At 54.7% G+C, this 24,325-nt stretch carries 21 protein-coding genes and 1 pseudogene; 13 read left to right on the top strand and 9 right to left on the bottom strand.

Annotation, left to right across the window (positions count from 1 at the left end):
- Window positions 1–8: 8 nt before the first annotated feature.
- The gene (locus ACKWJN_RS04330) at window positions 9–767 is read right to left on the bottom strand and encodes a 3-hydroxyacyl-CoA dehydrogenase (RefSeq protein ID WP_408594863.1); all 759 of its coding nucleotides are present in this window, start codon (window positions 765–767) and stop codon (window positions 9–11) included.
- 105 nt (window positions 768–872) lie between these two features.
- Here ACKWJN_RS04330 and ACKWJN_RS04335 point away from each other — a divergent pair, with 105 nt between their 5' ends.
- Entirely contained in the window at window positions 873–1,820 is a 948-nt protein-coding gene (locus tag ACKWJN_RS04335) for a patatin-like phospholipase family protein (protein WP_408594865.1), read from the top strand.
- A 100-nt stretch (window positions 1,821–1,920) separates the two neighbouring features.
- Here ACKWJN_RS04335 and ACKWJN_RS04340 read toward each other — a convergent pair whose 3' ends face one another.
- Complete coding sequence (locus ACKWJN_RS04340) at window positions 1,921–2,463, bottom strand: phasin family protein (RefSeq protein WP_408594867.1); 543 nt, start codon at window positions 2,461–2,463, stop codon at window positions 1,921–1,923.
- Between the two features lie 174 nt (window positions 2,464–2,637).
- Between ACKWJN_RS04340 and ACKWJN_RS04345 the strand changes: the two genes are divergently transcribed.
- From ACKWJN_RS04345 to ACKWJN_RS04380, 8 genes are read left to right on the top strand one after another with little or no spacing between them, the layout of a single operon-like run.
- Window positions 2,638–3,573: a histone deacetylase gene (locus ACKWJN_RS04345; protein ID WP_408594868.1), complete on the top strand. Its 936-nt coding sequence runs from the start codon at window positions 2,638–2,640 to the stop codon at window positions 3,571–3,573.
- The gene (locus tag ACKWJN_RS04350) at window positions 3,570–4,019 is read left to right on the top strand and encodes an acyl-CoA thioesterase (RefSeq protein ID WP_408594870.1); all 450 of its coding nucleotides are present in this window, start codon (window positions 3,570–3,572) and stop codon (window positions 4,017–4,019) included. Before ACKWJN_RS04345 ends, ACKWJN_RS04350 begins: the two co-directional genes overlap by 4 nt.
- Window positions 4,016–4,732: a nitroreductase gene (locus ACKWJN_RS04355; protein ID WP_408594872.1), complete on the top strand. Its 717-nt coding sequence runs from the start codon at window positions 4,016–4,018 to the stop codon at window positions 4,730–4,732. Before ACKWJN_RS04350 ends, ACKWJN_RS04355 begins: the two co-directional genes overlap by 4 nt.
- 5 nt (window positions 4,733–4,737) lie before the next feature.
- Window positions 4,738–5,922 (top strand): nicotinate phosphoribosyltransferase, encoded by a 1,185-nt coding sequence (pncB, locus tag ACKWJN_RS04360; RefSeq protein WP_408594874.1) that lies wholly within the window; start codon window positions 4,738–4,740, stop codon window positions 5,920–5,922.
- A 9-nt stretch (window positions 5,923–5,931) separates the two neighbouring features.
- A complete protein-coding gene (locus tag ACKWJN_RS04365) occupies window positions 5,932–7,299 on the top strand; it encodes a cation:proton antiporter (RefSeq protein ID WP_408594876.1) in 1,368 nt (455 codons plus the stop codon).
- Window positions 7,296–8,267, top strand: a complete 972-nt coding sequence (locus ACKWJN_RS04370) for a 2-hydroxyacid dehydrogenase (protein ID WP_408594878.1) — start codon at window positions 7,296–7,298, stop codon at window positions 8,265–8,267. The genes ACKWJN_RS04365 and ACKWJN_RS04370 overlap by 4 nt, the downstream gene beginning before the upstream one ends.
- Window positions 8,264–9,517 (top strand): DNA recombination protein RmuC, encoded by a 1,254-nt coding sequence (locus ACKWJN_RS04375; RefSeq protein ID WP_408594880.1) that lies wholly within the window; start codon window positions 8,264–8,266, stop codon window positions 9,515–9,517. The genes ACKWJN_RS04370 and ACKWJN_RS04375 overlap by 4 nt, the downstream gene beginning before the upstream one ends.
- Complete coding sequence (locus tag ACKWJN_RS04380) at window positions 9,514–10,665, top strand: MFS transporter (protein ID WP_408594882.1); 1,152 nt, start codon at window positions 9,514–9,516, stop codon at window positions 10,663–10,665. Before ACKWJN_RS04375 ends, ACKWJN_RS04380 begins: the two co-directional genes overlap by 4 nt.
- Here ACKWJN_RS04380 and ACKWJN_RS04385 read toward each other — a convergent pair.
- The 3 genes from ACKWJN_RS04385 to earP form a co-directional block, all read right to left on the bottom strand.
- A complete protein-coding gene (locus ACKWJN_RS04385; protein ID WP_408594883.1) occupies window positions 10,640–11,503 on the bottom strand; it encodes a TIGR00730 family Rossman fold protein in 864 nt (287 codons plus the stop codon). The two genes, ACKWJN_RS04380 and ACKWJN_RS04385, sit on opposite strands and share 26 nt — an antisense overlap.
- A gap of 73 nt (window positions 11,504–11,576) precedes the next feature.
- Window positions 11,577–12,131: an elongation factor P gene (gene efp / locus ACKWJN_RS04390; RefSeq protein ID WP_408594885.1), complete on the bottom strand. Its 555-nt coding sequence runs from the start codon at window positions 12,129–12,131 to the stop codon at window positions 11,577–11,579.
- An 87-nt stretch (window positions 12,132–12,218) separates the two neighbouring features.
- Entirely contained in the window at window positions 12,219–13,310 is a 1,092-nt protein-coding gene (gene earP, locus ACKWJN_RS04395; RefSeq protein WP_408594887.1) for an elongation factor P maturation arginine rhamnosyltransferase EarP, read from the bottom strand.
- A 25-nt stretch (window positions 13,311–13,335) separates the two neighbouring features.
- On the opposite strand from earP, the gene uvrC reads away from it, so the two are divergent.
- Window positions 13,336–15,240 carry an excinuclease ABC subunit UvrC gene (gene uvrC, locus ACKWJN_RS04400; RefSeq protein WP_408594889.1) on the top strand — a complete coding sequence of 635 codons (1,905 nt, stop codon included), beginning with the start codon at window positions 13,336–13,338 and terminating at the stop codon, window positions 15,238–15,240.
- 41 nt (window positions 15,241–15,281) lie between these two features.
- Here the strand turns inward: uvrC and serB are convergent, their stop codons facing one another.
- Together serB and mfd are read right to left on the bottom strand one after the other, a co-directional pair.
- A complete protein-coding gene (gene serB / locus ACKWJN_RS04405; protein WP_408594891.1) occupies window positions 15,282–15,992 on the bottom strand; it encodes a phosphoserine phosphatase SerB in 711 nt (236 codons plus the stop codon).
- Window positions 15,993–15,999: 7 nt separating this feature from the next.
- The gene (mfd, locus tag ACKWJN_RS04410) at window positions 16,000–19,488 is read right to left on the bottom strand and encodes a transcription-repair coupling factor (protein ID WP_408594893.1); all 3,489 of its coding nucleotides are present in this window, start codon (window positions 19,486–19,488) and stop codon (window positions 16,000–16,002) included.
- Between the two features lie 51 nt (window positions 19,489–19,539).
- On the opposite strand from mfd, the gene ispD reads away from it, so the two are divergent.
- Window positions 19,540–20,256 carry a 2-C-methyl-D-erythritol 4-phosphate cytidylyltransferase gene (gene ispD, locus ACKWJN_RS04415; protein WP_408594895.1) on the top strand — a complete coding sequence of 239 codons (717 nt, stop codon included), beginning with the start codon at window positions 19,540–19,542 and terminating at the stop codon, window positions 20,254–20,256.
- 4 nt (window positions 20,257–20,260) lie between these two features.
- A complete protein-coding gene (ispF, locus tag ACKWJN_RS04420; protein WP_408594896.1) occupies window positions 20,261–20,749 on the top strand; it encodes a 2-C-methyl-D-erythritol 2,4-cyclodiphosphate synthase in 489 nt (162 codons plus the stop codon).
- On the opposite strand, the gene ACKWJN_RS04425 is transcribed toward ispF, so the two are convergent.
- The gene (locus tag ACKWJN_RS04425; RefSeq protein WP_408594898.1) at window positions 20,737–21,147 is read right to left on the bottom strand and encodes a hypothetical protein; all 411 of its coding nucleotides are present in this window, start codon (window positions 21,145–21,147) and stop codon (window positions 20,737–20,739) included. The two genes, ispF and ACKWJN_RS04425, sit on opposite strands and share 13 nt — an antisense overlap.
- A gap of 87 nt (window positions 21,148–21,234) precedes the next feature.
- Window positions 21,235–22,013: pseudogene (locus ACKWJN_RS04430) on the bottom strand (3-hydroxybutyrate dehydrogenase).
- A gap of 124 nt (window positions 22,014–22,137) precedes the next feature.
- Between ACKWJN_RS04430 and ACKWJN_RS04435 the strand changes: the two are divergent.
- A complete protein-coding gene (locus ACKWJN_RS04435) occupies window positions 22,138–24,318 on the top strand; it encodes a RelA/SpoT family protein (RefSeq protein ID WP_408594921.1) in 2,181 nt (726 codons plus the stop codon).
- The last annotated feature ends 7 nt before the right edge of the window (window positions 24,319–24,325 follow it).

Raw genomic sequence — 24,325 nt, forward strand, 5'->3', positions numbered from 1 at the left:
CTTGGGTTTTATTTCGGGGCGAGGCGAATGGCGCCGTCCAAGCGAATCACTTCGCCGTTGAGCATGTCGTTTTCAAAAATATGCAGTGCGAGTTTGGCGTAGTCCTGCGGGGTGCCCAAGCGGGAAGGGAAGGGCACGCCTGCGGCCAGCGCGTCTTGCACTTCTTGGGGCATGCCAAACAACATGGGGGTGCCAAAGATGCCGGGCGCAATGGTCATGTTGCGAATGCCGTTGCGTGCCAGGTCGCGTGCGATGGGCAGGGTCATGCCCACCACACCACCCTTGGACGCGCTGTAAGCCGCTTGGCCAATTTGCCCGTCATAAGCGGCAACCGAGGCCGTGGAGATCAGCACACCGCGCTCACCCGTGGCTTCGGGTTCGTTGTTGCACATGGCGTCAGCCGCCAAGCGGATCATGTTGAAGCTGCCCACCAAGTTGACCATGATGGTTTTTGTGTAGACGCTCAAACTGTGTGCTCCGTTTTTGCCCACGGTTTTTTCGGCCGGGGCAATGCCTGCGCAGTTGACCAAGCCCATCAATTTGCCCATGGAGACCGCTTGGTCAACTGCGGCTTGTCCATCGGTCTCACTGCTGACATCGCATTGGACATAAGCGCCGCCGATGTCTTTGGCCACAGCTTGGCCCTTGTCTGATTGCATGTCGGCTATCACCACTTTGCCGCCCCTTGCAGCCAAGGCGCGGGCTGTGCCCTCGCCCAAGCCTGACGCGCCGCCTGTCACGATGAATACCTTGCCCTGGATGTCCATAAAAAACCTTTTGCGTTGAATGGTTGACGTTTACGTTAACGTCAATTATCTGCCAAGCGCAGCTTCCCGGACAATGGCAGATGAATGCATGCCAACCTGAATGTGATGACCTTTTCTTCTAACTTCTTTGACCGCGCACAGCACAAGCTGCGCTTTGCTTTGCTGTGGGTGTGCGTTGTCGCGCTGACTGCTTGCACCACCCCCGGGCCTGTGGCTCCCGTGACGGACTCGAAGACCTTGCCCGTTGCCCCTGCAGCGGACGTGCCTCTGCCTAAGCGCCCGCCGCGTTTGGGCTTGGCGTTGGGTGGAGGGGCTGCACGCGGGTTCGCACACGTCGGCGTGTTGCAAGTGTTGGAAGAGGCGGGGATCAAGGCTGATTTGGTGGTGGGAACGTCTGCGGGCAGCGTGGTGGCTGCGCTGTATGCCAGTGGCAAGACCGGGGCCCAGCTTCAGGTGGTCGCTGAAACGATGGAGGAGGCCTCGATCACCGACTGGACGGTGCCGCTGTTGGGGCGAGGCATGATGCGCGGCGACGCCTTGGCGCGCTATGTCAGCGCCCAGACGGGAGGGCGGCGGATAGAAGAGCTCAGAATTCCCTTGGGGATCGTCGCCACCGATTTGCATTCCGGCCAAGGGGTGTTGTTCCAACGCGGCGATGTGGGGACTGCGGTGCGTGCTTCTAGTTCAGTGCCATCGGTGTTTGAGCCGGTTCGCATTGGCACCCGCGAATACGTGGATGGTGGCCTGGTGTCTCCCGTTCCCGTGCGTTATGCCCGTCAGATGGGGGCTGAGTTTGTGCTGGCCGTAGATATTTCAAGTGCACCAGAGACAGGCAAAACGGGCGATATTTTTCAAATTTTGATGCAAACCTTCACCATCATGGGTAAGAGCATCAATGCCTTTGAATTGCGAGAAGCCGACTTGGTGGTGCGCCCAGCCTTAGGTCATGTGGGCAGCGCTGAGTTCAGTGCCCGCACCCGATCCATCGAGGCCGGTCGCGCTGCCATGCTGCAAGCACTGCCTAAATTGCGTGCCGCTTTAGCTGCCCAATAAGTCGGGTGGAAAAAAAAGGGGCCCACCAAGCGGTGGGCCCTTGAAGGGATCCCTGCACCCGATGGTGACCACAGGACCCGAGGAGACAATCGTTGACGAATTAACGCTTTTTGGCAGCGGTTTTCGTGGCTTTGACAGCGGTGTCTGTCACAGCTTGCAGGTTGGTTTCAGCCAAGTCAGCGGCTTGCTTGACAGCTTTTTGAACCGATTCCACAGCGTTGTTGCCAGCGGTCACAGCTTGCTTGAAGAAAGCGACAGCAGACTCAGAGCCGGCAGGCGCGTTTTTCAAGGCTGTGTCGACAAAACCCAAAACGGCTTGGTGGCTTTCGGTGGCTTTGGCTTCGATGGCTTTGCCCAAATCCGCGCCTGTGCTGGAAGCGATGTCATAGATGTGACGGCTGTAAGCTGCGGTTTTTTCAGCCAAAGGCTGGAGCAGACCTGCTTGCAGGGCCAGCAACTCTTGTGCGTCTTTCACGCTCAAAAGGGCTTTGGCATGGTCGGCTGATTCAGACAGTGCAGCACGCGCAGCTGTCAGGTTGAGTTCAACCAGTTTTTCCACGCCTGAGAAGGCTTGGTTGGTCAGGCTGAACAAGTTGTTCAGGTTGGCTTTGTTGGTGGCGATGACTTGTTCGGCGTTTAGCATGGTGAAGCTCCAAAATTTGAGGTTGAAAACATGTTGCAGTGCAGCATGGGTGGAAGTTTAGGGTTATCCCTGTGTTTTGCAAGCGGGTTGAGTTTGTTTAGAGGCGGCCTTCTAAATCTGAAAGATCTGGGGCCTTGGTCACAATCCAGTCATTGCCACTTGGCCATTCCTTCCATGCGCGCCTTTTACTCCGACCAGTTTGTCCTGTCCTTACCTCCTGGGCACCGCTTCCCAATGGCCAAGTACGCATTGCTACGTGAACGATTGGCGCGTGAACTGCCCACCATTGAGCTACACGTAGCCGAGCCCGCCAGCAATGGTGAATTGGCTTTGGTGCACACACCGGGTTACATCCAGTCGGTGACCGAGGGCACGCTCAGCGAAGCGGCCCAGCGCGAGATTGGTTTTCCCTGGACGCCTTCCATGGTGGAGCGTTCACGCCGCTCGGCCGGAGCTACCGTGATGGCTGCGCGTCTGAGTTTGTTGGGAGGCGAGGGGGTTGCCGCTAATTTGGCGGGTGGGACACACCATGCGTATGCGGAACATGGCAGTGGCTTTTGTGTGTTCAACGATGCCGCGGTCGCTGCCCGTTTGATGCAGGCGGAATGGGCGCGCAGCCACGTGCAGCCATTGCGCGTGGCGATCATTGATTTGGACGTGCACCAGGGCAATGGCACGGCGGCTATTTTTGCCAATGACCCGGATGTCTTTACCTTGTCTATGCATGGCGCACGTAATTTTCCCTTTGACAAGGAGCGCAGCGATTTGGATGTGGAGTTGCCAGATGGCTGTGGTGACGACGATTATTTGCAGGCCTTGGACCAGGCTTTGTTGGATTTGAGTTCGCGGTTTGATCCAGGTTTGGTGATTTATTTGGCGGGAGCCGATCCACACGAGGGGGATCGGCTGGGGAGATTGCGTCTGAGCTACGACGGCCTAGAAGCACGTGATCGGCGGGTTTTTGATTGGGCTTTTCAGCGCCGTGTGCCCTTGGCCTTTGCCATGGCTGGCGGGTATGGACGTGTGATTGAGGACACGGTTCAGGTGCAAGTCAATACCTACCGTGTCGCCCAGGCGTACTGGCAGGGCTGGCAAAATCGGGCGCGATGACACAAACCTCTCATGACCGAATTCAAGCCCAGGCGCGAAGCACTTTCAAAGTCTTTCGCCGCATTGACACCCGTTGGATGGACAACGATGTGTACGGCCACGTCAACAATGTGGTGTATTACAGCTGGTTTGATACTGCGGTCAATGCCCATTTGATTGAACAAGGCGCCCTGGACATTCACCATGGCGAGACGATTGGTTTGGTGATTGAAACCCATTGCAACTACTTTTCATCGCTGGCATTTCCGCAAGTGGTGGAGGCCGGAATCCGCGTAGCGCGCATCGGTGCCTCGAGTGTTCGCTACGAAGTGGGTTTGTTTGCGCAGGGCGAAGATCTGTGCGCAGCCCGGGGACATTTCGTGCACGTCTATGTCGACAAGAAAGACCGCCGCCCTGTTAAGGCATTGCCTTCGAATTTGAAAACAGTTTTGGAGAAACTTGTATGAGTGCTATGCAAACCCCCAGCGACGCCAGCGCCGTCGACCATGCCATCACGTCGCGCATGTCAGCGCGCGCCTTCACCTCACAACCTGTGCCACGTGCGTTGATCAGCGAGATTTTGCAGGTGGCCAGCCGTGCACCATCGGGTACCAACACGCAACCTTGGAAAGTCTATGTGTTGCAAGGTGCCAGTCGCGACAGCTTGGTTGACAAGGTCTGCGCCGAGCATGATGCCCTGCGTGCCAACCCCGAGTTGGCTAAAAATTACCAAGAGCAGTATGACTATTACCCGACGCAATGGGTCAGTCCTTACATTGATCGACGCCGTGAGAACGGCTGGAGTTTGTACGGTTTGCTTGGTATTGGTAAGGCCGACAAGGACAAGATGCACCTGCAGCAGCAGCGTAACTTCCGCTTCTTTGACGCGCCCGTGGGCTTGATGTTCACCATCGACCCCATCATGGGGCGAGGCTCTTTGCTGGATTACGGTATGTTTTTGCAAAACATCATGTTGGCTGCGCGTGCGCGTGGTTTGCACACCTGTCCACAGGCCGCATGGAATGCGTTCCACAACACCATCTTGCCGCACATCGGTGCCGGTGAAGGGGAACGCATGGTGTGCGGCATGTCCTTGGGTTGGGCCGATGACGGCGACAAAGTCAACACGTTTGCCACCCCGCGTGTGCCGGTGGAAGAGTTCACCCACTGGGTGGACTGAGCGTCATGATCATCACGAGCCTGCTCGACACCGACTTGTACAAGTTCACCATGATGCAAGCGGTGTTGCATCAGTTTCCGAGTGCGCAGGTTTCTTATAAATTCAAGTGCCGCAACCCCGGTGTGCAACTCGCCCCCTACGTGCAAGAAATCCGCGATGAAATTCGCTCGCTGTGCAGTTTGCATTTTCAAGATGCAGAGCTTGCGTGGCTGCGCTCATTGCGTTTCATCAAGAGCGACTTCGTGGATTTTTTGGGGCTCTTTCGCTTGAATGAAAAATACATTGAGGTGAAAGCACTGGCCGATGGAGAAATTGACATCAGCATTCAAGGGCCTTGGTTGCACACGATCTTGTTTGAAATTCCGGTGTTGGCCATCGTCAATGAGGTGTATTTCCGAAACACACAAAAAGTGCCGGATTTTGTAGAGGGGCGTAAACGCCTGGATCAAAAGATTGAGGCCTTGCATGCGGAACGCTTGAGCGATTTGAAAATTGCGGACTACGGCACACGCCGGCGATTTTCAAAGGCTTGGCATGAAGAATTGTTGCGGGTGCTCAGCGCCAAATTGGGAACAGCCGGTCAAGGTCAGTTTGCAGGCACCAGCAATGCTTTGTTCGCCATGAAACTCAACCTCACGCCTTTGGGCACCATGGCGCACGAGTACTTGCAGGCCTGCCAAGCCTTGGGCCCGCGCCTGCGTGACAGCCAGGTGTTTGGTTTTGAAACCTGGGCGCGTGAGTACCGTGGAGACCTCGGAATTGCGCTGAGCGATGTCTATGGCATTGAGCCGTTCTTGCGCGACTTTGACATGTACTTTTGCAAGTTGTTCGATGGTGCGCGCCATGACAGCGGAGACCCGTTCACTTGGGGTGAACGCATGATTGCGCACTACCGCAAGAACCGCGTGGACCCACTCACCAAGACCCTGATCTTCAGCGATGGCTTGACGGTGGAACGCATCATCGCGTTGTACCAACAGTTCCGAGGCCGGTGCCAGTTGGCGTTTGGCATCGGTACCAACTTGACCAACGACTTGGGCTATGAGCCGCTGCAAATCGTCATCAAAATGGTCCAGTGCAATGGTCAGCCTGTGGCCAAGTTGTCGGATACCCCCTCTAAAAACATGTGCGAAGACCAGAAGTATTTGGCTTATCTGCGGCAAGTTTTTGACATTGAGCCACCGGTCTGAGCACGGCACATGAACTACGTCAAAGTTGCTGTGCTGTTTGGCTTGGCATGGGCTCTGAACCGTGTGGCCCCTGGCGTGCTGGATCACTTACAACATTTGCCTGGTGTTGAGGCACCCATGGCTTTGTCTCTGTGGTGTATCAGTGTGTTTTTGTTGTTTGGATGGGCCAGCAGCAAAGCCGCAGAAGGCACGGTGTTGCCAAGTTTCACGCTTCAATTGTTGGTTGGCATCGTTTTGCACGATGCGCTGTCTCCACTGGCTTCGCAGTTGACCTTGTCGGTCGTGGTGTGTACGGCAATGGCCGCGATCATCCTCAAATCTGGGGGCGATGAGATTGAACGCAAAGTCTTTTTGCAAATTGCCTTTCCCACTCTGATGCTGGCCGTGGTGGGGTATTTGGTGACTTTTTTTGTGATGTTTGGTTTGCTGGCCGCGCTGGGTTTAGACGGTCGAACCGCCGCGTTGTTGTCGGCCATCTTGGGGTCTACCGATCCGGCTGCATTGATTCCAACGCTCAAACGCTTGGTTTTTAAAAAGCACTACCAGCGGGTGACGCACTTGTCTGTTGCTGAAAGTGCTTTGAACGATGCCGTGGGCGCCATTTTCACCGGGGCCGTTTGCTTGATGATCTACACCGGCGTTGAGCCCACTGGCATGGTTCAGTTGGGTGCTGGGTTGTTCAGTGGCGACAATTTGAACCACCTGGGCCAGCAATTGATCTTTGGCGTGTCAGCCGGATGTGCGGGTTGGTTCGGCATGTTTGTTTTTGAACGTTACAAGTCGAACCCCCTGCGTCAAGGCGAAAACGACAAACCCTATGACTTTGCCATTGTGTTGGCTGTTCCCTTGGCCACCTTTGCTTTGGCACAAGCCATCGATGGCAATGGTTTTCTAGCAGCCTTTGTGGCGGGCTTGTTGGCCAATTTCAACCACGGCTCTCACCACTTTCATGGATTGCTGCGCAGCATGGAAGTGAAGATTGAAAGTGTGGCCAAGCCCACTGTCTTCATGATGATGGGGCCCTTTGTTGCGATCGATGCCTTGCTGGAGACCGCGTGGCTCGGATTCTGTGTCTCGTTGCTGTTGATGTTCGTGGCACGCCCGGTGGCTGTTTGGGTGTCTTTGTGGCCCACACACATCACGTGGCGAGAAAAACTTTTTGTCTGTGCAGTCCGAGAGACGGGCGTTATTCCGGTGGTGTTGGCCGTCATCACGCTGGCGCAGCTTCCCGACTTGTCACTTCTCTTACCCCTGACAGCCTGGGTGGTGATTTGGACTTTGACTTTGTTGCCTGCGATCACGCCGTGGTGGGCTCAAAAACTGAATATGCTTGCCTTGACCCCCACCCCTTCATTCACTGAGAAAGACCTGGTATGAAACCCAAAATCATTGTTGCGCGTCCCATCTTTGACAGCATCATCCAGCGCCTGGGTGAGCATTTTGATGTCACCCACAACCAAGCCGATCAACCCTGGACCAAGGCAACTTGGACCTCTGCACTGGCCCAACATGCGGGGGCTTTCACCACTGGAACGGACCCGGTGGATGCCGAGGTGTTGTCGGCTTGCCCGAACCTCAAGATGTGCGCCAACATGGCGGTGGGGTTCAATAATTTTGACGTGCCTGCCATGACCTCTCGCGGCGTTTTGGCCTCCAACACGCCTGATGTGTTGACAGAGACAACGGCAGACTTTGGTTTTGCCCTGCTCATGGCCACAGCGCGGCGCATGACCGAAAGTGAACACTATTTACGCCGTGGCGAATGGAAGCAATGGCGCTACGACATGTTTGCCGGCACCGAAGTGCATGGCAGCACCATGGGTATTTTGGGCATGGGCCGCATTGGTCAGGCCATTGCACGTCGTGGTGCGCACGGCTTTGGCATGAACGTGATTTATCACAACCGTTCACGCTTGTCGCCTGAGTTGGAGGCCGAATGCAAAGCCCTTTACGTGAGCAAAGAAGAGCTGCTTCGCAGTGCCGACCACGTGATGTTGGTAGTGCCGTATTCGGCGGCTTCTCACCACACCATCGGCGCGGCAGAGTTGGCACTCATGAAGCCGACCGCGACCTTGGTCAACATCGCGCGCGGCGGTATCGTGGATGATGCAGCGCTGGCAGCGGCTTTGCGTGAGCGTCAAATCGCTGCAGCCGGTTTGGATGTGTTCGAAGGCGAGCCCAAGGTCCATCCCGACTTATTGACCGTCCCGAATGTGGTGTTGACGCCGCACATCGCCAGCTCTTCCATTCAAACCCGCTTGGCGATGGCCAATTTGGCCGCAGACAACTTGATTTCGTTTTTTACCAAAGGCAAAGCTTTGACGCCTTTGAACACGCTGCCATGAGTTTGGATCTTGGTGTGTTGCTGGCGTTCGGGCTGTTCAACACCGTTTTGCTGCTGGTGTTGCTGCGGCGTTCCGGACTCAAGGACAACCCCGAAGCACAAGCGGCGTGGGTGCTGAGTTTGCAGAGTCTGCAAGACAAGCTCGAACGGATGGAGCGCGAACTGCGCCATGACATTGGCGAAGCTTCCAGAGGCGGTCGCCAAGAGATGACGCAAAGCTTGGGCACCTTTCAGCAAAGCCAAGTGCAGCAGTTGACCTTGATGCAAAAGTCGATCAGCGACACCTTGAACCAGCAACTGCAACAGCTGCAACGCAGCAACGCCGAAAAGCTGGACGAAATGCGTCGCACGGTCGATGAGAAGCTGCAAACCACGCTTGAAAAGCGCTTGTCAGAGAGTTTCAAGCAGGTGGCAGAACGACTTGAGCAGGTACACAACGGCTTAGGCCAAATGCAAAAACTGGCTGATGGCGTGGGCAGCTTGCAGAGGGTGCTGACCAATGTCAAAACCCGTGGCATGTTCGGCGAAGTGCAACTCGAAGCTTTGCTGGAACAAGTGCTCACCGTGGAGCAATATGCCAAACAGGTAGAAACCAAGCCGCGCAGCAACCAACGGGTTGATTTTGCGATTCGTTTTCCGGGCCGAGGCGGACTTGACGGCGACCCCGTTTGGTTGCCAATCGATGCCAAGTTTCCGCGCGACGACTACGAGCGTTTGCTGGACGCCCATGACCGGGCCGATGCCGTGGCCGCTGAATTGGCAGCCAAGGCCTTGGAGGTTCGCATTCGCACAGAAGCCAAGAGCATTGCTGAGAGCTATCTGGCGCCACCGCACACCACCGACTTTGCAATTTTGTTTTTACCGGTTGAGGGCTTGTACGCCGAGGTGCTGCGCCGTCCTGGTTTGATGGACAGTTTGCAGCGTGATTACCGTGTCACCCTGGCAGGGCCTACCACGCTGTTGGCCATGCTCAACAGCTTGCACATGGGCTTTAGGACCTTGGCCCTGGAGCAGCAAGCCTCGGAGGTTTGGAAAGTCCTTGGGGCTGTCAAAACCGAGTTTGAGCGCTATGGGGACTGGGTGGAGAAGGTGCGTGAACAAGTGCAAAAAGCCGCCGACACACTGGATCGTGCCGATACCCGGAGTCGACAAATGCGTCGTGCACTCAAAAATGTCGAGGCCTTACCCGAAGGGGAAGCACAGGCTTTGCTGCCCAAGTTGGACGAACCAGACGACGCGGATGCACAGTGAAGCGTGAACTTGCCAAGCTGATTGCAGGACAGGTGTGCTTGCACGCCTGCATGACCGGCATGCGCATGGCGGCTCCCTTGATGGCCTTGCGCAGTGGACAAAGCGAGGCTGCTGTGGGGGTCTTGCTGGCTTTGTTTGCGTTGACTCAGGTCTTCTTAGCCTTGCCAGCTGGGCGTTACGCCGACACGCATGGGTTGAAACGCCCGGTGATGTGGAGCGTCTTGACGTCTTTTGTAGGTGCCGGCATGGCAGCGCTGTGGCCCATATTCCCTGTGTTGTGCGTCAGTGCCTTGTTGACAGGCGGGGCGACGGGGGCTGCGGTGATTGCATTGCAGCGCCACGTGGGGCGTGCGGCCCAAGACCTGACACAACTCAAACAAGCCTTCAGTTGGCTGGCGATTGGGCCTGCCATTTCCAACTTCATTGGGCCCTTCACGGCAGGTTTGTTGATTGACCATGCCGGCTTCCAATGGGCCTATGGCGCAATGGCGCTGTTGCCTCTCTTGGCTTGGTGTTGGGTACGCAAAACACGCGAACTGCCTAGCTATGTCAAACCAGAAGGGCACGAAAAAAACAGCGCCTGGGATTTGTTGAATGCGCCGATGTTTCGTAGGCTGATGTTGGTGAATTGGTTTTTGTCGGCTTGCTGGGACGTGCACACATTTGTGGTGCCCATCATGGGGCATGAGCGAGGCTTGAGTGCATCGGCCATTGGCTCGATCTTGGGCGCCTTTGCCATTGCTGCCGCCTTGATTCGCATTGGCTTGCCTTTTTTGGTGGCTCACTTGAAAGAGTGGCAAGTCCTGACGGGTGCGATGTTGATCAGCTCGGTGTTTTTAGCGCTTTATCCCCTCATGAACACAGCTTTGAGCATGGGGTGTTGTTCCGTGTTGCTTGGGTTTTCACTGGGCTCTGTGCAGCCCATGGTGATGAGTACCTTGCATCAAATCACACCCGAGTCGCGACACGGCGAAGCCATTGGCTTGCGCTTGATGGGTATCAATGCATCGAGTGTGGTGATGCCCATTGTGTTTGGTGCGGCAGGCGCGGTGATCGGGATCGGGGGGGTGTTTTGGTCTGTATCAGCCTTGGTAGGGCTGGGTTCGCGCAGCGCTTATTTGCTCAGAATTGGTAAAAAGAACGGATGACTTGCCACGCGTCATCCACGCTGTCGACGTATTGAAACAGTTCCAAATCCTCAGCTGATACCGCGCCTTCTTCTACTAGAACTTGGAGGTTGAGCAGGCGCTTCCAGTAATCTGTGCCGAATAGAACCACGGGCACGGGTTTGGCTTTTTTACACTGAATCAAAGTCAGCGTCTCAAACAACTCATCCAAAGTGCCAAATCCACCGGGGAAAGCGACCAGTGCTTTGGCACGCATCATGAAATGCATTTTCCGCAGGGCGAAGTAGTGGAATTTGAAGCTCAGGCCTGGCGTGATGTAGGGGTTGGGTGATTGTTCATGGGGCAGGGCGATGTTGAGCCCCACGCTGATGCCCCCTGCTTCATGGGCCCCCCGGTTGGCAGCTTCCATGATGCCAGGGCCACCGCCCGTGCAAATGAACATTTTCTGTGCTTGGCTTTGAGCCAAGGTGTGCTGCGTGATGACTTTTCCAAGTTCTCGTGCTTGCTCGTAAAAGTGCGCGTTACGTACCAACGTGTGCGCACGAGACAGGGCGTCGTGCGAGCCCTCAGCTTGCGCCAAGGTCAGTTGCTGGGCTGCCGCCTCTGCGCTGCGAAATCGGGCGCTGCCAAATACGACCACAGTGTGCTCTATGCCCTTCGCCTGCTGCGCCAAGTCTGGCTTGAGCATTTCAAGTTGGAAACGAATGCCACGGGTTTCACGTCGCAATAAAAACTCAGGATCAGCAAAGGCCAGTCGGTTGGATTCGGGAACCAGGGCATCGGTTCCTTCATGCTGGGCCTTGAGAACTTCCCAAGCTTCGGCCAGGCGTCTGTCGTGAGGGTCGAGCATTCCGTCCATAAGCAGTTGTCACTTTCTTTCAGGTGTGAAAAAGGCCCCTGAAGGAGCCTTTGTTTTCATGGGTGTTGGCGGGTTAGACGCGCTTGCGGTATTCGCCTGTGCGCGTGTCGATTTCAACTTTGTCACCTTGTGCCACAAAAATTGGCACGCCAATTTCAAAGCCTGTTGCGATCTTGGCTGGCTTGAGCACCTTGCCCGATGTGTCACCTTTGACAGCAGGCTCGGTCCAAGTGATCTCGCGGACCACGTTGGTCGGCAGTTCAACTGAGATGGCCTTTTCGTCATAGAACACCACTTCAAGTGACATGCCGTCTTCAAGGTAGTTCAGTGCGTCACCCATGTTGCTGGCTTCAACTTCGTATTGGTTGAACTCGGTGTCCATGCACACATACATGGGGTCAGCAAAGTACGAGTAGGTGCATTCTTTTTTGTCCAAGATGACTTGGTCCATTTTGTCGTCTGCGCGGAACACAACTTCGGTACCAAAGTTAGCGATCAAGCTTTTGAGCTTCATGCGAACAGTGGAAGAGCCACGTCCGCCACGTTGGTACTCGGTGCGAAGGACAACCATCGGGTCTTTGCCGTGCATGATGACGTTGCCTGCGCGGATTTCTTGAGCGGTTTTCATAAGATAAAGGGGTAGTTGAGTGAAATAGGGCCCCAAAGCAACTCAAGCTGAGCAGGGCTAACCAAGCAACAGATTTTAGCCGTTTTCTCAGCGCACACGCCGTTGCTCCACCCAGTTGACCAACTGGGTGCACAAATCTGGTTGAGCCGTCAAGTCGTTGCGGCAGGTTTGGCCCCATGCCGCCCAATCCGTGGGTTCTGTGTCAGGCCAATCCAGCACGGATGCGGAGGAGATGCCATTCCACACCTCATGCACGCGACGCAGGCTGTTGGGCATGTGGGTGGTGTTGAAGAACGCACGGAGTTTGTCGTGGTGTGCCAAATCATGTTGTGGGTAGATGTGCCAGACCAAGGGTTTGCCGGCCCACAGGGCGCGAACCAAAGAGTCTTCGCCTCGCACAAAGTTCAGGTCACAAGCCCACAGCAAATGGTCGAACTCGGTTTGGCTCAAGTGCGGCAATGGGGTGATGTGCAGACGATCGGTGCCAAACAATGGCCATCCCAGTGCTTGACAGGCCTGATTTGTCGCCGATTGTGCTCGGCCCGCTGTGACGCACACACGGGTGGGTTGGCTGCTGCGACTGAGCTCGAGCATCAACGCTGCCAAGCCTTGGGGTTCGTAGCAAAACAAAGAGATCCAACGCTCTTGGGCACGGATGGCTTGTTGGCCGCTCATGGCTGATCGCCAGGCCGCAACATCGAATTGAAGCTGCCGCGCGGCCAAGTTTGCTTCGCGTAGCAATCCGCCGGTGCCAGGTGTGAAACCAGGGTAAAAAAACCATTTGGTACAACCTTTTGCCGGGCCCTGCATCACAGGCGAGGGCAAGCCGTGCGAGCGTGTGACGTAGTTTTCGGCGCTGAGGTATTCAAGGTTGATCCAGACTGTGTGGGGTTGTTGCGCAATGGCGCGTTCAACAGTCTCGGGCAAGAAACAACCAAAGGCTTCAACCACCACGTGACCCACCTCGGTGATCTGTGACGCGGATTCCCAAGAGCGAACTTCCACGCCCAGGCTGCCTGAAGGCGCCATCCAAGTCAGGGCCGCACCATCGTCTACCCACAGGCGCACGTGGTGCCCGCGCGCACCCAGTTCGGCGCACAGTCGCCAGCAAACGCCCAAGTCACCATGGTTGTCGATGACGCGGCAAAAAATATCCCAAGTCCAGTTGGTTTGTTTCACCGGTGGGATTGTCCACAATACGGGGATGCAAGAAGAACCCGTTCACCGTCATTCCTTCGATTTGTTGCAACAAGTAGCCGCCTTGCCTGCATTGCCAGGTGTGTACCGTTATTTCGATGCGCAAGAGCAGTTGCTGTACGTGGGCAAGGCCAACAGTTTGAAAAAGCGGGTTGCCAATTATTTTCAGAAAGACCATGGCGGCTCGCGCATCGGGCATATGGTGAGCAAGATCGTGCGCCTAGAGACCACCGTGGTTCGCTCTGAAGCAGAGGCGTTGCTGCTAGAAAACAACCTGATCAAGTCGCTCAAGCCCAAATACAACATCTTGTTTCGGGATGACAAAAGTTATCCGTACTTGAAGCTCACCCGTGCTGTGCCAACCAAGTCCCCGTCTTCTGCGACAGAGCCTGCATCTGCGCTGCCCGCTGCCCAAGTGCCTCGGGTGGTCTATTACCGAGGCGCTGTGGACAAACGCCATGACTACTTTGGACCGTATCCCAGCGTGTGGGCGGTGCGTGAGGCGATTCAATTATTGCAAAAGGTTTTTCGTCTGCGGACATGCGAAGACACGGTGTTCAGCAACCGAACGCGACCTTGTTTGCTGTTTCAAATCAAGCGTTGTTCGGGTCCGTGTGTGGGGTACATCACTGTCGAAGACTACCAACGCGACGTGAACAGTGCGATGCGTTTGCTGAGAGGTGAGACACAAGAGGTGATGACTTCGATCGAGCAGCGCATGATGTTGCATGCCCAGAAGTTGGAGTTTGAGCAGGCGGCGGAGTTGCGCAACCAAATGAGTGCCTTGTCCAAAGTGCTGCACAGCCAAGCGATGGACACGGTCGGTGACCAAGATGTGGATATCTTGGCTGTCAAGGTGCAAGGTGGCAGGGCCTGCGTGAATTTGGCGATGGTGCGCGGGGGGAGACATTTGGGAGATCGTCCTTATTTTCCTGTTCATGTTGAGGATGCTGAGCCAGTTGAAGTGTTGGAAGCATTTTTGAGTCAACACTACTTGGATGTGCCCGTCCCGCCCGCACTGATCACCAGCCATCAAGTGGATCCCGAGTTGATTCATGCGCTGATTGAACAAACCGGTGTGAAGATATCTGCGGTGCACAACCCGCGAGAGCAGCGGCGGGTGTGGTTAGAACTGGCCCAGCAAAACGCTGATATTCAATTGGCCCGTTTGCTGGCGGAAGAAGGGTCGCAACAAGCACGCACACGTGCATTGGTGGACGCACTGGATCTGGCTCCTGAGGACTTGGATGGTTTTCGCATGGAGTGTTTTGATATCTCGCACACGGCCGGCGAATCAACCCAAGCCTCTTGCGTTGTGTTTCACCACCACAAGATGCAAGGCAGTGAGTACCGGCGCTACAACATTGAGGGCATCACGCCAGGGGACGATTACGCAGCCATGCGTCAGGTGCTGACACGTCGCTACAGCAAATTGGCCGAGGCAGTGCGCGCGGGCGAGGGCAAGTTGCCTGACCTGGTGTTGATTGACGGCGGCAAAGGCCAGGTGTCTATGGCGCGCGAGGTGTTTGAGTCCCTGGGGTTGGACTTGTCGCGCATTGTGGGGGTAGAAAAGGGTGAGGGCCGCAAAGTGGGCTTGGAAGAGTTGGTGTTTGCCGACGGCCGTGAGAAAGTGTATTTGGGGCGTGACTCCGCAGCCTTGATGTTGGTGGCCCAAGTGCGTGACGAGGCGCATCGTTTTGCCATCACGGGCATGCGTGCCGCGCGCGCCAAGGTTCGTGTGGGTGGCAGCAAACTTGAAGAGATTGCGGGGATTGGTCCCAAGAAGCGCGCCAAGTTGTTGCAAAGGTTTGGTGGGGCTCGCGGCGTGGCAGAGGCCAGCGTGCAGGACTTGATGTCAGTTGATGGTATTTCGTCAGAGCTCGCGCAAACGATCTACCAAGCTTTGCGATGAACCATTCAGGGCCTTAGGTGTTGATTTACGGGGGTGTCGGGTCAGGGTTGGAGCACTTCAAGCAAGCGATCCAATCCCCCTGCATTGATGGCCACCATGGCCTGTTCACGAACTTTGGGTTTGGCATGGTAGGCCACCGACAAACCTGCCGCGCCCATCATCAACAAGTCGTTGGCACCATCGCCCATGGCGATGGCTTGTTGGGGGGCGATGCCAAGTTGGGAGCAGGTTTGGAGCAACATCTTTCGCTTTTCAGCACCGTCACAAATATCCCCCCAAGCTTGGTCTACCAATTTTCCAGTGAGGTGTCCGTCAACGATTTCGAGCACATTGCTGCGTGCAAAGTCGATGTTGAGAAGGCCACAAACTCTGTCTGCAAAAAAGGTGAAGCCACCACTGACCAACAAGACTTTCAGGCCATGGGCTTTGCAAGTATCGATCAAATTTTTCGCACCGGGGTTCAAGCGCAACCGGTGTTCAAAGACTTCTTTCAAAGCGGTCTCTGGTACCCCCTTGAGCCATTGAACGCGGCGACGCAGGCTGTCTTTGAAGTCGGTGATTTCACCACGCATGGCAGCTTCAGTGATGGCTGAAACTTCAGCTTTTCGACCTGCGGCATCCGCCACTTCATCGATGCATTCGATGTTGATCAGAGTGGAGTCCATGTCAAACGCAATGAGCTTGAAGGCTTTTAACCGAAGCGGTGGGGTGAAGCCTTGGACCAGCAAGTCAGGAGTAAATTCGTGCGTCATGTGTGTGTCAGTGGATGGCTGAATGTGGTGCAGTTGGGGTCTGTTTGGTTGGGGTGCCCAGAGCACGCAGCACATCGCGAATCATTTGGGCCCTGGCTTTTGGCTCAGGCAGCTCGCGTTCAATGCGCAGGCGGTCATTGCCAGCCAGTTTGATGTGTTTGTTTTTTTGCACCAACTCGATGATGCGCATGGCATCAAAGGGTGGGTTGGCTTTGAAGCTGATGTGGATGACGCCAGGGGCTGCATCGACTTTGGTGACACCATAGCTGCTGGCCAAAACGCGCAAGCGGTGCACATCGATCAGTGTTTGAGCTTGTGTGGGCAGCTTGCCGAACCGGTCGACAATTTCTTCCAGAAGGACGTCGATGTGGTCTGAAGTTTTGGCCGTGGCTAATTTTTTGTAAAAAGACAATCGCAGGTGCACATCCCCACAGTAGTCATCTGGCAACAGGGCCGGTGCATGCAGGTTGATGTCTGTGGTGGCGCTCAACGGGCTCAGAAGGTCAGGCTCTTCGCCATTTTTGAGCGCTCGTACAGCTTCATTGAGCATCTCGTTGTAGAGCTGAAAGCCGACTTCAAGCATGTTGCCGCTTTGGTTCTCGCCCAACACTTCACCGGCACCGCGAATTTCCAAGTCGTGCATGGCGAGGTAAAAGCCAGAACCCAGCTCTTCCATTTGTTGGATGGCTTCTAGGCGCTGCGAGGCCTGTTTGGTCAGACCTTGTGTATCGGGCACCATCAGGTAGGCGTAGGCTTGGTGGTGACTGCGCCCGACGCGACCGCGCAATTGGTGCAGTTGAGCCAAGCCAAATTTGTCGGCGCGGCTCATGATGATCGTGTTGGCGCTTGGGACGTCAATGCCTGTCTCAATGATGGTGGAGCAGAGCAGCAAGTTGAAACGCTGGGCCACAAAGTCGCGCATGACGCGTTCAAGTTCACGCTCGGGCATTTGACCGTGTGCCACGGCGATACGTGCCTCCGGCAGCAGTTCCTCAAGGCGAGCACGGCGGTTTTCGATGGTGTCGACTTCGTTGTGCAAAAAATAGCATTGGCCGCCACGTTTGAGTTCACGCAAAACAGCTTCTCGGATGACGCCATTGCCCTCGTTGCGAACAAAGGTTTTGATGGCCAGTCGGCGCTGAGGTGCAGTGGCAATGACGCTCAAATCACGCAAGCCTTCAAGCGCCATGCCCAAGGTGCGTGGAATGGGGGTGGCGGTCAGGGTCAGCACATCTACCTCGGCACGCATCGCTTTCATGGCCTCTTTATGGCGTACACCGAATCGGTGCTCTTCGTCGATGATGAGCAGCCCCAGATTTTTAAACTTGACGGATTCACTCAGCAACTTGTGGGTGCCGACCACGATGTCGACCTGCCCTTCAGCCAAACCTTTGGCAGCCGCTGTGATTTCTTTGGCTGAGCGAAAGCGGCTCATCTCGGCAATCTTGACCGGCCATTTGCTGAAGCGATCGGTCAGCGTTTGGTAGTGCTGTTCTGCCAGCAAGGTGGTTGGCGCCAACAAGGCGACCTGCTTTCCGCCCGTGACAGCCACAAAGGCGGCGCGCAAGGCAACTTCGGTTTTGCCAAAGCCCACATCGCCGCAGACCAAGCGGTCCATGGGGCGGGGGCTGATCATGTCCTGGATGACGGCGTGTATGGCAGCTCGTTGGTCAGCCGTTTCTTCAAAGCCAAAGTCGTTGGCGAACGTTTCGTAATCCTGTGGAGAGTAGCGGAATGCATGCCCTTGACGCGCGGCGCGACGCGCGTAAATGTTCAGCAGCTCGGCCGCAGCATCGCGCACTTGTTCAGCAGCTCGGCGCTTGGCTTTGTCCCACTGTGCGGAGCCCAATTTGTGCAAAGGCGCTTCGTCAGCACTCACGCCCGTGTAACGGCCAATCAAGTGCAACTGACTCACAGGGACATAGAGCACCGCGTGGTCTGCGTATTCCAGGTGCAAGAACTCTTGAAGTGCCGGTGTCCCATCGGCATTCTTTTCACCCAAGTCCATGTTGACCAGACCTCGGTAGCGGCCAATGCCATGGGCGTTGTGAACCACTGGGTCGCCGAGGTTGAGCTCAGACAGATCTTTGATGAGCGACTCGACATCGCTCACTTGCTCTTGCTTTTTGCGTCGGCGCGTGGTGGTCCCCGCTGCAAACAACTCGGTCTCGGTGATCAGGTCGATGCCAGCTTCGGTCCAGCTGAAACCCACGTTCAGCGGTGCAGTGGCGATGCCAATCTTTTCTTCGCTCGCTTGAAATTCAGCCAGGGAGTCAAACGCCGGTGGGCTGAACTGAGAGGCCCGCAAAAAGTCCAGCAAACTTTCTCGTCGGCCATCGCTCTCGGCCAGCACCAGCAAGCGTTGTTGGCTGTGTTTGGCGTGTTCTTTCAAGCGCAGCAAAGGCTCAGACGCTCCGCGCACGACGGTCAAATCGGGCAGGGTTTGGACAAAGGCATTGTCTTGGATGTCAGTGACTTGGGGGCGCAGAGAAAACTGAGCGTAACCATTGGCGGCCTTATAGAACTGCTCAGCGGATAAGAACAAGCTTTCAGGTGGCAAGGCTGGACGCTCAGGGTCGCCACGTACCAAACGAAAGCGGTCTTGGGTGTCCTGCCAGAACTGTTGGATCACCGGTTCCAAATCACCATGCAGCACCACCGTGGCATGTGCACCAAGGTAGTCGAAAACAGTTGCTGTTTCTTCAAAGAACAAGGGTAGGTAGTACTCAATTCCAGCAGTCGCTACACCATTGCCTATGTCTTTGTAGATTCGGCTTTTGGTTGGGTCGCCTTCGAGCAATTCACGCCAGCGACTTCTGAATTGGGCCCGCGCGGCATCGTCCATTGGAAACTCACGGCCTGGCAACAGCCGCACTTCTGGCACGGGATACAAGCTGCGCTGGCTGTCAGGGTCAAAGGTTCTGATGGAGTCGATCTCGTTGTCAAAAAGGTCGACGCGGTAAGGAACCAAGGATCCCATGGGGAAAAGGTCAATCAAGCCCCCTCGTACGGCGTATTCACCTGGGCTCACCACTTGCGACACGTGGCTGTAGCCTGCAAGGGTCAGCTGCGCTTTGAGTTTGGCTTCGTCTAGGGCTTGGCGTACTTTGAAGTGGAAGGTGTAGCCAGCTAGAAAAGCCGGCGGAGCCAATCGGTACAGCGCGGTGGTTGCAGGAATGAGCACCACATCGGCCTCGCCTTGTGAAATCCCCCACAACGTGGCAAGTCGTTCGCTGATCAGGTCTTGGTGTGGCGAGAAACTGTCATAGGGCAGAGTTTCCCAATCCGGGAATAGGACGCAGCGAAGGTCTGGCGAAAAAAACGCCATTTCCTCTTGAAGTCGATGCGCATCGGTTGCGTTTGCAGTGACGATGGCGACCCGCTGATGGCGATTTTTTTCCCGAACGCTGAGCTGGGCCAGCAGCAAAGCGTCCGCAGACCCAACTGGGCGGGGGATGGCAAAACGTTTGCCGGGACTCAATGAGGGCAGATACATTGATGCAATTCTAGAATGGAGCCCCGGACCAAGATCCGCACCTTTTAGCTTATGACTCTCAGCCCCACCTCCACTGACCGCATCTTTGCTTTGATTCCCTGCGCCGGCAAAGGCCATCGAGCTGGCACCTCTTTACCCAAGCAGTATCGATTGATTGGAGATGTGCCGATGGTGGTTCACACGCTGAGGGCGTTTGCAGCAGTTCCAAGGTTGAAGCATGGTTTGCTGGTTGTGGCCCCTGACGATGAGCATATGCAAGACATACTTAGGGCCCAACCGCAACCTCTTTTTTCCGTGATCCATGTGGGGGGGGAGAGTCGAGCCGCCAGTGTGCTGGCGGGTTTGAGTGAGCTTGAAAAGCATGGGGCGTTAAGCAGCGATTGGGTCTTGGTACACGACGCGGCGCGTTGCTTGGTGACTCCTGAGCAAATCAATGCTTTGATCGATGCTTGCCAAAGCGATGATGTGGGAGGGTTGCTTGCTGTGCCAGTGGCAGACACACTCAAGCAAGAGACCTTACTTCGAGTGAAAAACACGATCACGCGAGTGGGTACATGGCTTGCGCAAACGCCCCAAATGTTTCGATTAGGTCCGTTGACATCGGCGTTGAAACAGTCTGGCGTCGGTGTGACCGACGAGTCCAGTGCCATGGAAGCAGTGGGCTTTTCGCCGCTACTCATAGCCGGTAGCGCGCAAAATTTCAAAGTCACTTATCCTGAAGACTTTGCTTTAGCCCAGGCCGTTCTCATGATGCGATCAGAAAGTTAAGACGATGACAAAACCTCAGTTTCGTATTGGTGAGGGATGGGATGTGCATGCCTTGGTCAAGGATCGCCCACTGTTTCTAGGTGGGGTGCAGATTGATCATACGCATGGTTTATTGGGACATTCGGATGCTGATGTTTTGCTTCATGCAATCACCGACGCATTACTTGGTGCGGCAGCTTTAGGCGACATAGGACGCCATTTTCCAGACACAAGTGAAAAGTTCAAGGGCGCAGATTCATGGGTGTTACTTCAACGCACCGGTAACTTGCTGGTCGAACTGGGTTGGCGCATTGGCAACATCGATTGCACGGTGATTGCGCAAGCGCCGAAATTGGCTACTTACATTCCACAAATGTGCACAAGGATTTCACAGGCGTTGGAAATCGAAGTCGATCAAGTCAATGTCAAGGCCAAGACAGCTGAAAAAATGGGCCATGTAGGACACGGCCAGAGCATGGAAGCTCGGTCAGTCGCCTTGATTTATTTTCCTTGAGACTGCATGTTTGTTAAAGTAGACAAAGCTGATAAGGCATCTACGATTTCCCGAACTATTCGGCGGTGATCTGTGGACAGAGAAAAGTAATTGACCATGAGTTGCCTGTCTACCAAAGACAATGCATCTTCTTGGTCAGCGAAAAGTCCCACTTTTTGAGGGGGCGTGCCGAAAAGTAGACCTTCTGGAGATATCTTCAACCACTTGCATAAAACAAATAGCTTGTCTTGTTTTGGAAGAGACACGCCCATCAGCCAATTTCTTGCAGCGTGAGATGAGATTCCGTCGCCCCAATAGCGTAGATTGAATTGTGTAGCCACAACAGTGGCAGATCTTTGAACGCCTGCTTCTTTAAGCGCTTGACGAAGACGTTTTGCAAATTGGTCATTGGCTGCCATGTGTCTCACCCAAATAAAGTTAATTTAGTAAATTATAATTAAATAAATTTAAAAATGAATACTTGAGTATATTTATTGGGTTTGATCTTATTGGGCTGTCCATCCCCCGTCCATATTCCACGCCACGCCACGCACATTGTTTCCCGCATCTGAGCAAAGAAAGACGGCCAGCTCACCCAACTCTTGTGGTGTTGTGAATGCCATGGAGGGTTCCTTTTCGCCCAGAAGCAGCTTGGTAGCTTGTTCGTTGGAGAGTTTGAGCTCTTGCGCTTTGGCATCAACTTGCTTTTGCACCAATGGCGTTAACACCCAGCCAGGACAAATGGCATTGCAGGTCACGCCCGAAGTGGCATTCTCAAGCGCAGTCACTTTGGTCAGTCCCACAATGCCATGTTTGGCCGCCACATAAGCAGACTTTTGTGCAGAACCCACCAAACCATGAACGGACGCAATGTTGATGATGCGCCCCCAGTTTTTTTGTTTCATGTGTGGCAATGCCAAGCGCGAGGTATGAAAAGCACTGCTGAGGTTGATGGCAATGATGGCGTCCCAGCGTTCAACTGGAAAGTCTTCCACTGACGCTACGTACTGTATGCCTGCGTTGTTTATCAGGATGTCCACGCCTGCTGATGCGTCTGTGGCGAATTTCATCATCGCTTCAATCTCAGACACCTTGCTCATGTCCCATGGTATTGAACTTGAACTCCAAGTGCTTCCACTTCGGCTTTGGCCGAATGGTAGTCACCAAAGCCATTCAAGATGATGTTGGCACCTTGACTTGCCAAGCTTTTGGCTATTCCGAGCCCTATTCCACTGGTGGAGCCAGTGACCAGTGCTGTTTTGCCAGTAAGTGTGCGTTGCGACATGAGAGAACTCCATATGAATTACGATGAGAATTAATCGACATTATGGAGTTTTCAGTCGTCATTTCACTGAATCTATTGCCAGACTTTTATGAAACACACCTCAGAAACCTCACCGCAGTCCACGATGTTGGACTCGGCTTTGCAGGGCTCGCCTGACCAACCAGATACGTTGATGCGGGCGCGTGCCTTTGTGGTGCCATTGTTCAGTGGCGCCTCGTTGGACACAGGGGAAGATGTGTTGAACCATGCAGATGCGGTTGCGTCCATTCTCGGCCACATCGGAGGCTCCGAAGCGATGCAGGCCGCGTGCTATTTGGTATACGCCACAGAGTTTCTCAATAAACCGGAAGAAGTGATCGCCAAAGCTTTTGGCGACAGTTATGCAGAACTGGCGATGGAGACGGTGAATTTGATCCGTGTTCAACGGCAAGCGCGAACTGCGGCATCCGATCAAGCCTCTGCGCAACTACAAACCGAAAACGTGAGAAAAATGCTACTGGCATTTTCACGCGATCTCCGTGTTGTCTTGTTGCGATTGGCATCCCGTTTGCAAACCCTTCGCTATCACGCTGCGAGTAAAAAACCATTACCTCTGGGTTTGGCTCATGAGTCTTTGCATGTGTTTGCACCACTTGCCAATCGATTGGGTATTTGGCAAATCAAATGGGAAATTGAAGATTTATCGTTGAGGTTTCTTGAGCCTGAGACTTACCATGAAGTCGCTGGGTGGCTGGATGAAAAACGTGCAGAGCGTGAAAAGTACATGCTTGAACTACAGCAACAGATTTCATTTGCCATGAGGGAGCAGGGCATCGAGGCAAGTGTTCAAGGAAGGCCAAAGCACATTTACAGCATCGTAAAAAAAATGCGCGGTAAATCTTTGGGATTTGAGCGTGTGTTTGATGTGCGCGCACTGCGTGTCATCGTCGCTTCCGTACCCGATTGCTATGCTGTTTTAAGTTGGGTCCACACGCACTTCAGCCCAATCGTCGAAGAGTTTGATGATTACATTGCGCGTCCAAAGTCAAATGGATACCAGTCCTTGCATACGGTAGTTCGGGATCAAAAATCTCGCCCCATCGAAGTCCAAATTAGGACTCGCGCAATGCATGATCACGCAGAGCAAGGCGTGGCAGCGCATTGGGCTTACAAAGAGGCTGGGGCGCGAGGTTATGCCGGTGTCTCGGCTTCGGGGGCTTATGACGCCAAGATTGCCGTGCTTCGTCAGTTGCTCGCTTGGGAACGTGATTTAGCCTCTGCCTCCGATGATTCGTCTGTCGCGACCGTGACGACCAAGACGGACGCTTTGAGCGATCGTATTTATGTACTGACGCCCGATGCTTCAGTGGTTGACTTGCCTCAAGGTGCAACGCCGATCGATTTTGCTTATGCGCTGCATACCAACTTGGGACACCGCTGCCGCGGCGCTAGGGTGGACGGCGTCATGGTGCCACTGCACACTGTCTTGAAAAATGGTCAGACCGTGGAGGTTACGGCAGCGAAAGAAGGGGGACCCTCACGAGATTGGTTGAACTCTGATCTTGGCTTTCTTGCCAGTCCAAGGGCACGATCCAAGGTACGAGCTTGGTTCAATGCGCAGGCGATGCAAGAAACGGCAGGAAAAGGCCGAGAAGCCGTTGAAAAGTTGTTGCAGCGTGAAGGTAAAACGGCGGTCAAGTTGGAGGACCTTGCGGCTCAATTGGGTTTTAAGTCTGCGGAGGCTTTGTTTGAGGTCGTAGGCAAGGACGAATTCTCCCTACGCAATATTGAAACACTGCTTAATCCGACCCCGGCCCAAGCTGCCGCCGATGACTATGTGCTGTTGAAAAAAGCGCGCCATGCCGAGCAAACTTCCAAAGGCGGCGTTCTGGTTGTCGGCATTGACTCTTTGCTAACGCAGCTGGCAAAGTGCTGCAAACCCGCTCCCCCTGATGTCATCAGGGGTTTTGTGACCCGCGGCAAGGGAGTCAGCATTCATCGGGCTGATTGCAGCAACTTTCGCCAGATGGCGCTTCGCAATGGTGAGCGCGTGATTGAAGTCGATTGGGGAAAGTCCAAGCAGTCGCAAGCGCAGGTGTATCCGGTGGATGTCTATATTGAAGCTTTTGACCGCCAAGGGTTGTTGCGTGATATTTCCGAAGTTTTTTCTAAGGAAAAGATGAATGTAATTGGTGTGCAGACACAATCAATCAAAGATTTGGCGCTGATGACATTCACGGTCGAGGTCAGCGACTCTAGACGTTTGCAAAAAGTTTTGACGGGTGTTCGCGAGGTGTCCGGTGTCAAGTCTGTGCGAAGACGTTGAGTCTGCT

The sequence above is a fragment of the Limnohabitans sp. genome, assembly GCF_046052825.1.
Classification (GTDB): Bacteria; Pseudomonadota; Gammaproteobacteria; order Burkholderiales; family Burkholderiaceae_C; genus Limnohabitans.